The sequence below is a fragment of the Amycolatopsis thailandensis genome (genome assembly GCF_042723255.1).
Lineage (GTDB): Bacteria > Actinomycetota > Actinomycetes > Mycobacteriales > Pseudonocardiaceae > Amycolatopsis > Amycolatopsis thailandensis.
Window position 1 is genome coordinate 1 of the sequence record NZ_JBHXJK010000141.1, and the last position, 14,852, is coordinate 14,852.

10 protein-coding genes are annotated in these 14,852 nt (G+C 69.9%); 5 read left to right on the forward strand and 5 right to left on the reverse strand.

Translation table 11 applies throughout. The features are described from left to right. Positions 1-166: 166 nt before the first annotated feature. The 3 genes from mdlC to ACFWMR_RS35895 form a co-directional block, all read right to left on the reverse strand. On the reverse strand, positions 167-1,750 hold the full coding sequence (mdlC, locus tag ACFWMR_RS35885; protein WP_378381614.1) for a benzoylformate decarboxylase: 1,584 nt from the start codon (positions 1,748-1,750) through the stop codon (positions 167-169). A gap of 83 nt (positions 1,751-1,833) precedes the next feature. Continuing rightward, complete coding sequence (locus tag ACFWMR_RS35890; protein ID WP_378276850.1) at positions 1,834-2,508, reverse strand: copper homeostasis protein CutC; 675 nt, start codon at positions 2,506-2,508, stop codon at positions 1,834-1,836. 15 nt (positions 2,509-2,523) lie between these two features. Continuing rightward, complete coding sequence (locus ACFWMR_RS35895) at positions 2,524-5,199, reverse strand: sensor histidine kinase (RefSeq protein WP_378381615.1); 2,676 nt, start codon at positions 5,197-5,199, stop codon at positions 2,524-2,526. A gap of 191 nt (positions 5,200-5,390) precedes the next feature. Between ACFWMR_RS35895 and ACFWMR_RS35900 the strand changes: the two genes are divergently transcribed. Beyond that, entirely contained in the window at positions 5,391-6,350 is a 960-nt protein-coding gene (locus tag ACFWMR_RS35900; RefSeq protein WP_378381616.1) for an ABC transporter substrate-binding protein, read from the forward strand. Here ACFWMR_RS35900 and ACFWMR_RS35905 read toward each other — a convergent pair. Beyond that, complete coding sequence (locus ACFWMR_RS35905) at positions 6,347-6,982, reverse strand: LppU/SCO3897 family protein (protein ID WP_378381617.1); 636 nt, start codon at positions 6,980-6,982, stop codon at positions 6,347-6,349. The genes ACFWMR_RS35900 and ACFWMR_RS35905 overlap by 4 nt on opposite strands. Positions 6,983-7,067: 85 nt before the next feature. Between ACFWMR_RS35905 and ACFWMR_RS35910 the strand changes: the two genes are divergently transcribed. From ACFWMR_RS35910 to ACFWMR_RS35920, 3 genes are all read left to right on the forward strand, one after another. Next, the gene (locus tag ACFWMR_RS35910) at positions 7,068-8,714 is read left to right on the forward strand and encodes a DNA repair helicase XPB (RefSeq protein WP_378381618.1); all 1,647 of its coding nucleotides are present in this window, start codon (positions 7,068-7,070) and stop codon (positions 8,712-8,714) included. A gap of 434 nt (positions 8,715-9,148) precedes the next feature. Then, positions 9,149-9,904 (forward strand): DUF4253 domain-containing protein, encoded by a 756-nt coding sequence (locus ACFWMR_RS35915; protein ID WP_093938693.1) that lies wholly within the window; start codon positions 9,149-9,151, stop codon positions 9,902-9,904. Positions 9,905-9,953: 49 nt separating this feature from the next. Beyond that, entirely contained in the window at positions 9,954-10,769 is an 816-nt protein-coding gene (locus ACFWMR_RS35920) for a DUF72 domain-containing protein (protein ID WP_378381619.1), read from the forward strand. 115 nt (positions 10,770-10,884) lie between these two features. Here ACFWMR_RS35920 and ACFWMR_RS35925 read toward each other — a convergent pair whose 3' ends face one another. Then, positions 10,885-13,716 carry an AfsR/SARP family transcriptional regulator gene (locus ACFWMR_RS35925; protein ID WP_378381620.1) on the reverse strand — a complete coding sequence of 944 codons (2,832 nt, stop codon included), beginning with the start codon at positions 13,714-13,716 and terminating at the stop codon, positions 10,885-10,887. A 57-nt stretch (positions 13,717-13,773) separates the two neighbouring features. On the opposite strand from ACFWMR_RS35925, the gene ACFWMR_RS35930 reads away from it, so the two are divergent. Next, entirely contained in the window at positions 13,774-14,718 is a 945-nt protein-coding gene (locus ACFWMR_RS35930) for an o-succinylbenzoate synthase (protein WP_378381621.1), read from the forward strand. Positions 14,719-14,852 lie beyond the last annotated feature (134 nt).

Genomic DNA, 14,852 nt, shown 5'->3' on the forward strand with positions numbered 1-14,852 from the left:
GGACCTAGGGTCCCTCAAGGAGGCCTTCACGGACTTGTTGCTGAGGTAGGGACGGTCGCCTGGCGAGAACTCCTGACGAACGCCATGAAAGGTCCTTTCCTTGCAAATTTTGCAAGGAAAGGACCTTTCATGGCACGCGTGTGAGGGCTCAGGCGGGACGTACCGGTCAGTACAGCGTGCGCGGGTTCGCGTCGATGCGGACGTGCACCAGGTGCGGCCGCTCGTCCGGCAGCGCGGCTTCCAGCGTCGGCTTGAGGTCCTCGGCCCTCTCGACGACCGACGTCCCCAGGCCCAGACTCTTCGCCAGCGCGGGGAAATCGATGCCGCCGAGGTCGACGCCCGGCACCTTCTCGCCACCGGCCGCCTCGCCGAGGATGCGCACGGCGGCGTACTCCGAGTTGTCGAAGATCACGAAGGTCACCGGCAGGTTGTGCTGCGCCGCCGTCCACAGTGCCTGGACGCAGTACATGCTCGACCCGTCGCCGAGGATGGCGACGACCTTGCGGTCCGGGCGGGCCAGCGCGGCGCCGACGGCGGCAGGGAGGCCGTAGCCCAGGGTGCCGCTGGCGACGGTGAGGAAGCCGGTGTCGGTGGACTTGATCGGCAGGTGGTCGTGCAGTTCGTTGCGGTGGCTGGGTGTCTCTTCGACGACGATCGCGTCGTCCGGCAGGACTTCCGAGATCGTGGCGTAGGCGAAGCCTGGCGTGATCGGTGTGGTCGCGGCGGGCTTTTCCAGCCGGGTGCGCGCTTTCGGCGCTTCCCGCGGCGCCACGCGGTCCAGCAGCGCGCGGATCGCGAGCTTCGGCGTGGCCCGGATCCCGGTGCCCTCGGCGGCCCTGGCGAGGATCTGCTCGTCGTCGCTGATCAGGAACAGCGGCGGCAGCGCGGTCTCCGACTCGCCCCGGTACACGTGATAGGTGAACGCCGGGGCGCCGATGACGACCACGAGGTCGTGCTCGACCAGCGCGCTCGCGAGCATTTTCCGTTCCGGCTGAAGGAAACCGAAGAACTGCGGGTGGTCCTCGGGGAAGGAGCAGCGCGCGCCCATCGGCGGCGCCCAGACCCCGGCGCCCACCTTCTCGGCCAGTGCGACGACGTCCGGCACGGCGCCCTCGCCGTCGATGCCGGGGCCGACCACGATCGCCGGGCGCTCGGCGGCGTCCAAGGCGGACACCAGCTCGTCCACAGCGGACGGATCGGGCGCGAAGCCGCGGATCGCCGGCCGGGAGAAGATCGGCTTCGAGGTCTCGACGTCCCAGTCGTCCACGGGTACCGAGACGAATACCGGACCCATGGGCGCCTGCGTCGCGATGTGATACGCCCGTGCCAGCGCCGCCGGGACGTCCTCGGCCCTGGCGGGCTCACAGCTCCACTTCACGTACGGCTTGGGGAAGTTCGTCGCCTCGACCGCGCCGAGGAACGGGTCGTCCGGCAGCAATGACCTGGTCTGCTGACCGGCGAGGATGATCAGCGGGGCGTTGTTGCGGTAGGCGGTGAAGACGTGCCCGAGCGCGTGGCCGACGCCGCCCGCGGAGTGCAGGTTCACCAGCGCCGGCCGTCGCGAGGCGCGGGCGTACCCGTCGGCCATCGCGACGACGGACGCCTCGTGGAGCGCGAGCACGTAGGTGAAGTCGTCCGGCCATTCCGTGAGGAAGGCGATCTCGGTCGTGCCGGGGTTGCCGAAAACCGTGGTCAGGCCCAGTTCGCGCAGCAGTTCCCTGGTCGCGTCACGTACGGTGCGGGTAGCCATGGCGCACACGGTATCTCGTCGGACGGCGATAGTTGAAGATGCAACCTCATATCACCGTGTGTGGTCTGGACCTGACCCGGTGTTCACTTGACCAGGGCCGCCCATTCGCGGACGGCGGCGACGTCCACATCGGACTCCCAGCCGCCGGGCCGGACCGCGCTGCCCACGTGGAAGGCGCGCACCCCGCCCGCCCGCAGCAGATGCACCTGCTGCGCCCGCAGGCCACCGCCGACCAGCAGCTGGGGCCCGTCTTCACGCCGGGCGAGCCGCTGCAGGACCGAAAGGCCGTGCGCCACGCCGTGCGGATGCCCGGCCGCGAGCACCGTGTCGCAGCCGAGCGCGGCCAGCTGGTCGTAGGCGCGCAACGGGTCCCGCGCGCGATCGATGGCCCGGTGGAACGTCCACGGCAGACCGTCGAGCTCCTTGACCAAGGTCTCGCAGGCGTCGACGTCGATCTCGCTGTCCAGGTCCAGGAAACCGAAGACGAACTCGCGCGCGCCGGCGTCGAGCAGCCGCACGGCGTCCGCGCGCAGCCCGTCGAGGTCGCCCGCGGCGAAGGACATGTTGTCGCGCACCATGACCCGCACCGGGAGATCGGTGGCGGCGAGCACCTCGCGCAGCGTCCCGACCGACGGCGAAAGACCGTCGCTGGCCATGTCGCTGACCAGTTCGAGGCGATCGGCCCCGCCCTCCTGTGCGCGCTCCGCGTCCGCCGCGGTCAGCGCGATCACTTCCAGCAGGCCGGTTTTCGAACTCATGGACCTTCCAATTCGCTAAGCCGAGGGGTTGTCTTCACCCCTGGCGTGGCGACCGCGCCGGAATCCGCCTTGCAGGCTGGTCATCCGTTCGCGGACCGCTTCGGGGGAAAGTGAGAGTATCGGCCTCTCCCCCAGCGGCTTCTCCGGCCTGTCGTCCTGCGACCGGGCCTCGGGGACGACGGCGGGCAGCACCGGCCAGGTCTCCTCCGCCCCGTCCTCCTGTTCCAGCTCGGCGGACGTCGGCCAAGCGGGCTCCGGTTCCTTTTCCTTCGGCTCCGGAGGCGCGAGTGGCTTCAGCGTCGGCTCGGTCGGCTCGTCCGGATCCTGCGCGGGCTCCTCGGGCACGGCGCTCTTCACCGGTTCGAACGACGGCAAGGAGGGCGGGCCGGGCTCGGCGGGCGAGGGTCCTTCACGCGGGCCGCCGTGGTCGAACCACTGCGAAAGCACGCTCTGGTACTTCGGCATCCGCTCGGTCGGCGAGTCCAGTTCGAGATGGTTGGCGGCGTCGTCGTCCGACGAAGGCCACTCCGGCGGGGTCTCCCGCTCGACGACGGGCGCGCGCCGCAGCGGCCCCGGGTCCAGCACGGGCGCGAACCGAGACTCGTCGGCGCTCTCGTCCGGTTCGGCCGGCGGAGGAACTTCCAGCGGCGGTTCGGGCTCCGGCTCGGGCGCGACGACGACGGGCGCGGGTTCCGGTATCGGGGCCGCTTGGGGCGCTTCGACGATGAGCCCGGCGGGCACGACGACCACCGCGGTGATCCCGCCGCCGTCGGCGGACCGCAGGCGGACGTCGATCCGGTGCCGGACGGCCAGCGTCGCGACCACGAACAGGCCCATCCGCCGGGAGACCTCGACGTCGACGTCCGGCGGGTTCGCCAGCCGCGTGTTGGTCCGGTCGATCTCCGCCTGCGGCATCCCGGCGCCGTGGTCGGTGATCTCGATCTGCCATTCGCCGCGTTCGGTCTCGTGCCCCTCGACCTGGACCATCGTGCTCCGGTCCGAATAGCGGGTCGCGTTCTCCAGCAACTCGGACACCACGTGCACGAGGTCGTTGACCGCCTCGCCGCGCACCGCGATCCGCGGCGCCGCACCGAGTTCGATGCGCTGGTAGTGCTCGACCTCCGACAGCGCGGCACCGATGATCTCGTCGGCGACGACGGAACCGCCGTCCTCGCGGACGACGTCGGTTCCCGACAGCACCAGCAGGTTCTCGCTGTTGCGCCGCATCCGCGTCGCGAGGTGGTCGAGCTCGAAGAGCCCGGCGAGGGTGTCGGGATCCTGTTCGTCGGCCTCCATGCGGTCCAGCACGGAAAGCTGGCGCTCGACGAGATCCTGGCTCCGCTGCGACAGGTTCACGAACATCGCGTTGATGTTCTCCCGCAACATGGCCTGTTCCCCGGCGAGCCGGACGGCCTCGCCGTGCACCGCGTCGAACGCCCGCGCCACCTGGCCGAGCTCCTCGCGGCTGAACACCGGGACCGGTGCGACGGCCAGCCTTCGCCGCAGGTTTTCCGGCTGCGGCTCGGGATCGCTGAGCAGGCCTTCGACCGCCGCCGGAAGCTGGTGCTCGGCGACCTGGAGCGCGCTGCGGCGCAGGATCCGCAGCGGCCGCAGCAGCGAACGCGCGATGATCACGGAGAGCACTCCCGCGACCACCAGGACACCGAGCACGATGCCGCCGTCCCAGATCGCGGAGGTTCTCGCTTGCGCCGCAAGGGTGTCCGTACGTTCTTGCAGCTGCACGAGCAGCGCCTGCTGCACCTGGTGGGCCAGATTGACCGTGTAGGTGGCCGAGGTGTCCCACTGGTTCGCGTCCAGGCCGCCGAGCCCCTGGTCGTTCTCGGCGCGGATGAGCGCCGACTCCACCATGTCGTTGCCGATGTCGACGATCAGGCCGATGACCGTGTCGTCGTACATCCGCTGCTGTTCGGGAGTCGCGAAGGTGCGGTAGTCGTTGCGGGCGGCGGCGAGTTCGGCCTCCGCGCCGAGCAGCGCGCGGGTCCGGTCCCGGTTGAGGCCGCCCTGGGCGAGCGCGGCCGCCAGGATCGCGCGTTTGACCGACATCTGATCCTTGACCCGCGCGAGCGCGTTGCCCGCGAGACGGAGCTTCCCCAGGTCCGGGTCGGAGACGTCGGCGGCGGTCGAGTCGCTGATGTCGAGCAGGCCGGAGATCAGTTCGCTGTAGGAGCGCAGCACCGCGTCGGCGGGAAAAGCCGAGTGTTCCGCGGAAAACCGCAGTCCGGTCAGCACGCGCAGCCGGTCGCTGGTCAGCTGGAGACTGGTCGCGGCCTTGTCGCCGAGCCTGCTCTTGCTTTCGCCGAGCGTGCGGTCGAAGGTGCCGATGGCTTCGTCGACACGCTTGCGCTGTTCGATCAATTCGGACACGTCGCCCTTGCGATCGCCCGCGACGAACCGGACAGTGAGGTCCCGTTCGCGCTGAAGCTGGTGCACGGCCTCGGCGACGGTGCTGTCGACCCGGCCACGGGTGGCGAATTCGGCCAGCTGCCGGGCATCCCGCAGATCCGAGTCGACCCGGAGCCCGACGAGGGCGACCACCGCGAGCGCGGGAATCAGGACCACCACGAAGAGTTTGGTACGCAGGTGCCAGTTCCGCAGCCGCCAGCGTCCACCGACGCGAGGGTGCCGTTCCGCCGCGTCGCCCCCACGGGGACGCTTGTCGCGACGGGCCACCTGGTTTCCTTTTCCCACCACGGGACCCTTTCCCATGGCTGATATCGGGGACGAGAGCCCGAACCTACTGTAGAGTAACAAGGTTCGAGAACGATCGAAAGCCGCGCAATCCGGCGTCTCCCGCACGCGATCGTATGGGGCCCGGACCATACGATCCAGAAGGAGGAGCACATTCTCTCGGTAGGTGAGCGGTGACGAAGATGCGCGTCTTGGCGATTCCGCTGGTAGCGGCTCTGCTGGCGACGACCGGTTGCGGAGTGTTTTCCCGTGGTGACGCAAGCACCGACGCGCCACTCGAACGGACGGAACTTCGCATCGGTGTCGGAAGCCCCATCGACACGGCGCCCTTGAGGGTCGCCGTCGCCGCGGGGAAGTTCACCGCCGCCGGCCTTTCCGTCACCCTCGTCGACGTCCCCACCGACCAGGCGATCGGCAAGCTTTCCGCGGGCGAGATCGACTTGGCGTTCGCCAGCGACGTCTCCATCTTCCGCGCCGCCGCGGCCGGGACGGCGCTGCAGTTGCAGGGCGAGGCCTACACCGCCGGCCGCAACACCATGGCGCTCGTCACACTCCCCGGCTCCGAATACACCGAGCCGACGCTCAAGAAATCGCCGAAGATCGCGGTGAACATGCTCGACGACGTCGGTGTGCTCGCGGCCAGGTCGGTCCTCGGCACCGCGGGCGTCGACGTGAACCGGATCCAGTTCAAGCAGCACCCGTTCGACCGGATGCCGCAGGCGCTCCAGGCGGGCGAGGTCGACGCCGCGTGGATGGTCGAGCCGTACATCACCAGGGCCGAGAAGGAACTCGGGGCGAGCATCCTCGCCGACGGCGCTCGCGGCGCGACACTGGACTTCCCGATGTCGTCCTACGTTTCGACCGGGGGCTTCGGCCAGGGCAACGCCCGCACGCTCGCGGTCTTCCGGGAAGTGCTCGGCGAAGCACAGGTGCGGGCCGCCGACCCGGTCACCGTCCGCGACGCGCTGCCGTCGTTCTCCGACATCGACCGGACCACGGCGTCACTGATCTCGCTCGGGAGTTACCCGGTGTCCCTCAACGGCATCCGGCTGCAGCGGGTCGCCGACCTGATGCACAACTCCGGCATGCTCGGCGCCCGGCTGGACGTCCAAGCGATGGTGCCGCGCTCTTAAATGTTTTCGCCGGTCGGCCTCAGGCACACGGTGCGCTCGGGCGGCCCCGTGTAGTGCAGCGCGGTGTCGTCCGACGAACAGGCGCTCTCCGACGATCCCCGCGTCACCACTGCCCGGGCCTCCGCGCTGATGTCGGTGCAGCGGACCTTCGCGATCCGCGTCTCGTGCACGACGTCGCGCAGACAGTCCCCGGTCTCGACGTTCAGCGCGAGGCAGAGCGTCTTCTCGGCCCTCTTGCTGGACGAACTCCCGTACAGCTCGAACTGGACGTAGTCCGAATCGCGGCATTCCGACGAGCCGGTGCGCACCTCGTCGATGCGGAAGGTCGCCCGGTTCGACGAGCAGCTGGTGGTCGTGTAGCTCTGGCCGCCACCCGCCTCGTCGGTCAGGTACAGGCACTTGCCCGCCTCGACCCTGGCGAACTTGCCGGACTGCGAGATCCCCCAGGCGACCAGGCTCCCCAGGCCCAGCGCGGCGATGACGCCGAAGACGATGGACACCTTGGCCAGCACGCTGATCCGCGGCGGCTTCGGGAACGGCGTCGGCATCCCGGTGTCCGCCATCGCGGGCAGCGGCGCGGGCGCGTTGAACGGGTCGTACTCGGGCATCCCGCCGGTCGGTGTAGTCGTCAAGGTCCCCTCCAGTCACCTTCCGCACATCCTTCCACCAGCGGTGCCGCGACGGGAGCCGGTGTGGCCGGAACGTATAAAGGAGGATGTGACCGATGGCCCGCTGATCGTCCAGTCCGACAAGACCGTCCTGCTCGAGGTCGACAACAGCCAGGCCGACGACGCGCGGATCGCCATCGCGCCGTTCGCCGAGCTGGAACGCGCGCCCGAGCACGTCCACACCTACCGGATCACGCCGCTGGCGTTGTGGAACGCCCGCGCCGCCGGCCACGACGCCGAACAGGTCGTCGACGCGCTGACGACGTACTCGCGGTTCCCCGTGCCCCAGCCGCTGCTCATCGACATCGTGGACACGATGGGCCGGTTCGGCCGGCTCCAGATCGCCAACCACCCGGCGCACGGCCTGGTCATGTCGACCATCGACCGCGCGGTGCTGGAGGAGATCCTCCGACACAAGAAGATCAGCCCGATGCTGGGCGCGCGGATCGACGAGGACACCGTCATCGTGCATCCGTCCGAACGCGGACGGCTCAAGCAGGCGCTGCTGAAGGTCGGCTGGCCCGCCGAAGACCTCGCCGGTTACGTCGACGGCGAGGCACACCCGATCGACCTCGCCGAGGACGACTGGGAGCTGCGCGACTACCAGCGCAAGGCCGCGGAGGCGTTCTGGGCGGGCGGGTCCGGCGTCGTCGTGCTGCCCTGTGGCGCGGGCAAGACCCTCGTCGGCGCGGCGGCCATGGCGCACGCGAAGGCGACGACGTTGATCCTGGTGACCAACACGGTCGCCGGACGGCAGTGGAAGCGCGAGCTGATCGCGCGGACCTCGCTCACCGAAGAGGAGATCGGCGAGTACTCCGGGGAGAAGAAGGAGATCCGGCCGGTCACCATCGCGACGTACCAGGTGGTCACGCGCAAGACCAAGGGCGAGTACAGGCACCTGGACCTGTTCGACTCGCGGGACTGGGGCCTGGTCGTCTACGACGAGGTCCACCTGCTGCCCGCGCCGGTGTTCCGGATGACCGCGGACCTGCAATCGCGGCGGCGGCTGGGGCTGACGGCGACCCTCGTGCGCGAGGACGGTCGCGAAGGTGACGTGTTCTCGCTGATCGGCCCGAAGCGGTACGACGTCCCGTGGCGGGACATCGAGGCGCAGGGCTGGATCGCGCCGGCGGAATGCACCGAGGTCCGGGTGACGCTGACCGACGCGGAAAGGCTCGCGTACGCGACGGCCGAGGCCGAGGAGCGGTACAAACTGGCGGCGACCGCGGACACCAAGACCAAGGTGATCAAATCGCTGGTGGACCGGCATCCCGGCGAGCCGACCCTGGTCATCGGGGCCTACCTCGACCAGCTGGAGATGATCGGCGACGAACTGGACGCGCCGGTGATCCAGGGCGCGACGCGGAACAAGGAACGCGAGGAACTGTTCGACGCGTTCCGGCGCGGCGAGATCAGGACGCTCGTCGTTTCGAAGGTCGCCAACTTCTCGATCGACCTGCCGGAGGCCTCGGTCGCGATCCAGATCTCCGGGACGTTCGGCTCGCGGCAGGAGGAGGCTCAGCGGCTCGGACGGCTGTTGCGGCCCAAGGGCGACGGACGGCAGGCGCACTTCTACTCGGTCGTCTCGCGGGACACCGTCGACACGGAGTACGCGGCGCACCGGCAACGGTTCCTGGCCGAACAGGGCTACGCGTACCGGATCGTGGACGCGGACGACCTGCTGCGCCCGATGTGACCCACCGCATTTAGTCCTCTGAATGCGGTCTTTGCGCGCGCAAGTACCGAATCCAGAGGACTAAACGCGTCGATCCCGGCACCCGCTGAGCCGTCACCCTCGCGCAGGTTCGGTGTCGCGAGGTGTTCGCGGCCAGACCACCGTGCCGCGTCACTTGCCCGGAAGCGACACCGTGATGTCTCCGATGTGGCATTGGGGACATCGAGCGCCCCCAATGCCACATCGGAGACATCGCAACCCTCGAAAATTACGTGAAGCGAGCCTTCACGACGTCGAACAGCGTCCACTGTGGACGGTGCCACTGGGGTCGCTGTGACACCAGAGGCGAGTGGGGCGACGGCCACGAGATCCCGCAAACGGGGTATCGAAAACTGTCGGTGCTTCGAACTAGTGTTCGGGTAGAGTTGACCGAACACCAGTTCGAGGGGAAGCCGATGACGATCGCACCGTTCCGCCCGGGTACGCCGCCCGTCCAGACCTTGCCTCCCGGCCGCTGGCACGGCCGGATCTGGGTGTCCGACCTGCCTTTGGCCAGGCCGGAGCGCTACACCGGCTGTGTCGCCGAGTTCGACCGGTCCGGGCTGTGGCCGGTGCTCATCCCGCACGACCAGCGGTTCGCGGCCAACGGCGAGGACTGGATCGACGACCGTGGCAGGCTCGCCCCCGCCGATCACCGGATCGCCTCGGTGGACCCGGGCGAGGTGCTGGCCCGCTGGTGGGACACGTCGTGCTGCGACGGCGCCTGCCTGCGCCCGTTCGGCGCGAAGTTCCCCGGCCTCGCGCGTCGTCCGGCGCGCCGCGCGGATCCGCTGGCCGAGGCGGGCAACACCGGGTCGATCCTGGCCGCGCGCGGACAGCACCGGCTCGCGCTGGTGCAGACGGAGCGGCCCGCCGACATCCCGGCGATCCTCGGCTGGACGGGCATGATCAAGGCGACCGACCAGGTCCACGAGCTGTCCGCCGTCCTGCGCAGCTGGGAAGACCGCTTCGGTGCCACGCTCACGGTTTTGGGCTTCGACTCGATGGAGTTGTCGGTGGCCGCGCCGCCGCGCACCCAGGGCCGGGCGCTCACCGTCGCCGCCGAGCACCGCTCGTTCTGCCTGCCCGAGTTCGCCGGTCAGCCGGGCAACCTGCGCGAGTTCGCCGCCAGCCTGGTCCAGACCCGCCGGTGGCGGTTCTCGTGGGCGTGAGTGGGCGTTTGCGCCGGAAGGAGAGGGGGAATCAGGGCATCGGAAGGCGGTGATCGACGTCGCGGAGCTGAGGATCGGCACTTCGGGCTGGCGCTACCCGTCCTGGCGCGGGGACTTCTATCCCCGCGGGCTGGTGCAGCGGCGCGAGCTGGAATACCTGGCGGGCCGGATGAACTCGGTCGAGCTCAACGGCTCGTTCTACTCCCTGCAACGGCCCGAGCGGTACCGGGCGTGGGCCGAAGAGACACCGGATGACTTCGTCTTCGCCGTCAAGGGCGGCCGCTTCATCACGCATCAGAAGCGACTGCGCGACGTCGAGACGCCGCTGGCGAACTTCTTCGCCTCCGGGGTGCTGGCGCTCGGCCGGAAACTGGGGCCGATCCTTTGGCAACTGCCGCCGCGGCTGGCGTTCGACGCAGAGCGCGTCGAGGCGTTCTTCGAGCTCCTCCCGCGCACCAGTCACGCCGCCGCCAAGCTCGCGGGTGGGCACGACGACAAGCTGAAGGCCGAACCGCACACCGACGCGAAGCCTCGCCGGAAGCTCCGGCACGCCGTCGAAGTCCGGCATCCGAGCTTCGCCGAACGCGAAAGCCTCGAACTGTTCCGGAAGCACGGCATCGCGCTCGTGGTCGCCGACACCGCCGGGAAGTTCCCGTTCGTCGACGAGATGACGAGCGAGGACTTCGCGTACGTCCGCCTGCACGGCGCCGAGGAGCTGTACGTCAGCGGCTACGGCGAAAAGGCACTCAAGCAGTGGGCTCGCAAGATCGAAGGCTGGCGTCGCGACACGTACGTCTACTTCGACAACGACGTCGAAGTCGAGGCCCCGAAGAACGCGATCGCCCTCGCGAAACTCCTGGCGTGAACCGCGCGAGCTGCACAGTCAGCGCACAGTGAGCGGTGTCCTGTTAAGTAGCGCGCGAGGTCACGGGCGTACTCGCGTGCTGCGACTGGGGGTCGGCACGCCGGGCGCCCGTGCCTCACTCAAGCCTGTTCGGCTTGACCGTTTCGCCGACGAGCGACGCGAGCTTCGTGCGGACGTCCTCGGCGTCCGGATGCGCGAGCTCGGTCAGCACCCGCACCGAACGCAGCCAGCAGTCCCGCGCCGACGAGGGATCGCCGAACCGCAGATGGATTCCGCCGAGCTGGGCCAGCACGTCGGCCGCCTCGTAGAGCTCGCCGTGGGCGAAGAACATCTCGACGGCCCGCTTCATACAGGCGATGCCCTCGTCGTGGCGGCCGAGCCCGACCAGCGCGGTCCCCTTGGTGTGCAAGGTGAAACGGGCTTCGTCGGGGAGCGCGTGCGCCTCCAGCGCCAGGGCCTGGTCGGCGAAGTCCAGCGCCTGCTCGAAGCGGCCGGCTTGGGTACAGATGTCACCGAGGGCCTGCAGCGCGCTGGCCTCCATGCCCGCGCCGACGTTGGACTCCCGGATGAGCCGCAACGCGCGCGTCCCGTATTCCCATCCGGTGTCGGGATCCTGGCTGGCCAGCGTGAGGTTGTAGAGCGCCCGCGCCTCCCCTTGCCGGTCCCCGACCTGTCGTTGCAGTTCGACGACCTGCTTGAGGTAGACGATGCTGTCCTCGTACTGGCGGGCGACGCCGCAGGCCACGCCGAGCCCGCTGAGGATGGCGGCCTCGCCCGAGCGGTCTCCCAGGTCGCGGGCCGCGCGGAGCGCCACGCCGAACACCGAACGCCAATCCTCCAGCCGGGCCCGCACGATGAAGTACGACTGGAGCAGCCACGCCAGCTGCCAGCACTCCCGGTGCCGCCGCTCCCGGTAGGCGATGTTCACCGCGGCGATGAGGTTCCCCGCCTCCTCGTCGAACCAGTCCAGCGCCTGTTCGTAGTGCCCGAACTTCAGCCCCGCGCCGTCGAACCGCTCGGGCTCGACGAGCCGGTAGTGCCGGTCCGAACGCAGGAGCCTCGACGCGTTCAGCGCGGAGGCCAGCGACGCGTGGAGCAGCCTGTCCAGCACCCCCGACCGTGCCTCGGGCCCGTCGACCTTCGCCGAAAGCTCGGCCGCGTACGCGCGGATGAGGTCGTGGAACTGGTACCGGCCTGGTCTGGACCGCGCGATCAGGTGCGCGGAGGCCAACTTCGCCAGGTCCGCGTGTGCTTCGGCGATGTCGACCCCCGCCACCGCCGCGGCGGCGGGCACGCTGAAGTCGCCACCGGTGGGCAGGCCGAGCAGCCGCAGCATCCGCGCGGCCCGTTCGTCGAGCGCCCGGTACGAGTACGAGAAGACGGCCCGGATGTTCGTCTCGTCGCCGTCGGCGAGGTCGAACGAATCCAGCCTGTCCTGTTCGGCTTCCAGCAACCGGACGAACTCCCGCAGCGGGAGATCCGGGAACTGCGCCGCCCGCACCGCGAGGATCCGGATGGCCAGCGGCAGCCCGCCGCAGTACCGGACGAACCGTTCGGTGGCCTCGGGATCCTCGGTGACCCTGTCCAGCCCGATCGTCGAAGCGACGAGCGCGATCGCGTCCTCTTCCGGCAGTTCCTCCAGCGCCACCCGCCGCGCACCGTGGGTCGCCACGAGCGCCTGCAACTGCCAGCGGCTGGTCACCAGCACCAGGCAACCCGGGCCGGGCAGCAGCGGCCGGATCTGCTCGGTGCTCGCGGCGTTGTCGAGCAGGATCAGCATCCGGCGGCCGGCGCTGTGACTGCGCCAGGTGGCCGCGCGCCCGTCGACGTCGGCGGGGATCCGATCGGCGGGGACGCCGACGGAAACGAGCATGGTCTCGAGCGCGGTCGCGGTTTCGACGGGCTCTCCCGGACCGTATCCGCGCAGGTTGAGGTACACCTGCCCGCCGGGGAAGCGTTCGCCGACCTCGTGCGCGAAATGGACGGCGAGGGTCGTCTTGCCGATGCCGCCCATGCCCTCGATCGACGCGATGGACGTCGACCGTTCGGTGTCCAGCGCTTCCGGGACGAGTCCGTGCAGAGCCTTGAGATCGCGCTGGCGGCCGGAGAACACCCGGAGGTCCGCGGGAAGCTGACGCGGAATCAGCGGTTCGGTGCCGAGCCGGTACCGCGTCAGCTCGGAGTCCAATGTGGTCTCGACGGACTCTTCGCCGGTCAGGATCGCCTGGTGCGCCCGCTGGAGCGACGCGCCCGGGTCCAGGCCGAGTTCCTCGGCCAGCACAGCGCCGATCCGGCGGTAGACGGCCAACGCCTCGGCCTGTCTGCCGGAGCGGTAGAGCGCGAGCATGAGCTGCTCGTGCAGGCGCTCTCGCAGCGGGTTCTCCCGGCACAGCCTGGTCAGCTGGGGGATGACGGTGGCGTGGTCGCCGAGGGCGATGAGCGCGTCCGCCCACTGCTCGCGCACGCGTAGTCGCTCCTCGCTCAGCTGGTCGGCTTCGTCCCGAAGCAGCGCTTCGGAGTGGACGTTCTGCAGCGCCGGGCCTCGCCATTCGGACAGCGCGGCGGCGAACCGATCGGCCGCCTGACGCGGGTCGCCGTCCGCCGCGGCCTGCGCTCCCGCCGCGGCGAGCGCGCGGAAACGGGCCAGGTCGAGCAGGCTCTCGTCGAGTTCGAGCAGGTAGCCGCCGCGTTCGGTACGGAGGGCGACCTCGTCGCCGAGCGCCCGGCGGACCCGCAGGATGTAGGTCTGCAGGGCGCCTTTGGACCGCCGCTGGTCGTCCGGCCACAGCCAGCGGCCCAGCTCCTCGACCGACACGACCTTGTTCGCGCGCAGCAACAAGCCCGCCAGCACGATGAGCGGCCTGCTGCCGCCCAAGGGCACCGGCAACCCGTCCGCCGTGACCTCGGTGGGTCCCAGCACGCGAAAGTCGAGCGCCACGCCGCTCATTCTGTCCGGAATCGGAGGAAACGGCACGTGATTCCACCGGTGGCATGATCGGTGTCGATGGACGTCTACTCGATCCCCTTGCGCACGCGCTTCCGCGGCATCACGGTCCGTGAAGGACTGCTGGTGCGCGGCGAAGCCGGCTGGGGCGAATTCTGCCCGTTCTCCGACTACTCGGACGCCGAAAGCGCGCCGTGGCTCGCGTCCGCGCTGGAGGCGAGCGAACGCGGGTGGCCGTCGCCGGTGCGGGAGAGCGTCGAGGTGAACGCGACCGTCCCGGTGGTGTCCCCGGAGAAGGCGTACGAACTCGTGTCCGCGTCGGGCTGCCGCACGGCGAAGGTCAAGGTCGCCGACCCCCGGGTGAGCCTCGCCGAGGACTGCGCGCGGGTGGAGGCGGTGCGGGCGGCGCTGGGCCCCGGCGGCGCGGTCCGCGTCGACGCGAACATGGCCTGGGACGTCGACACCGCGGTCAAGGCCATCGGCGAACTGGACCGCGCGGCGGGCGGGCTCGAATACGCCGAGCAGCCGTGCCCGTCGATCGAAGAACTGGCCGACGTCCGGCGCCGGGTCGGCGTCCGGATCGCCGCGGACGAATCGATCCGCCGGGCCGAGGACCCGCTCAAGGTGGCCGTGGCCGGAGCGGCCGACATCGCCGTGCTGAAGGTCGCGCCGCTGGGCGGGGTCCGGCGCGCGCTGGAGGTCGCCGAAGCCTGCGGTCTGCCGTGCGTGGTGTCCTCCGCCGTCGAGACGAGCGTCGGGCTCGCCGCCGGACTGGCGCTCGCGGGCGCACTGCCCACTTTGGACTTCGCCTGCGGACTGGGCACGATGTCCTTGCTGACGGCGGACGTCTGCGCCGATTCACTGTCCCCTGTGGATGGACGCCTGCCGGTGCCGCTTCAGGCTCCCGCACCCGACCTGTTCACCGCTCACGCCGCCGCTCCGGACGTCCGCGCGGCTTGGGAGTCTCGCTTCACCCGCGTCCGCGCCCACCTCCGGATGTCATGAGGGGTCCCCTTAGGACACTTTTTGTCCTAAGGGGACCCCACAAAGGACCCGCGGGGGTCAGGGAAAGCCCCCTGGTTTGAGGGGGGGTTGTTATGTTGTCGGTGCCCCGCCGCCCCCCCCCCAGAACCACCTCG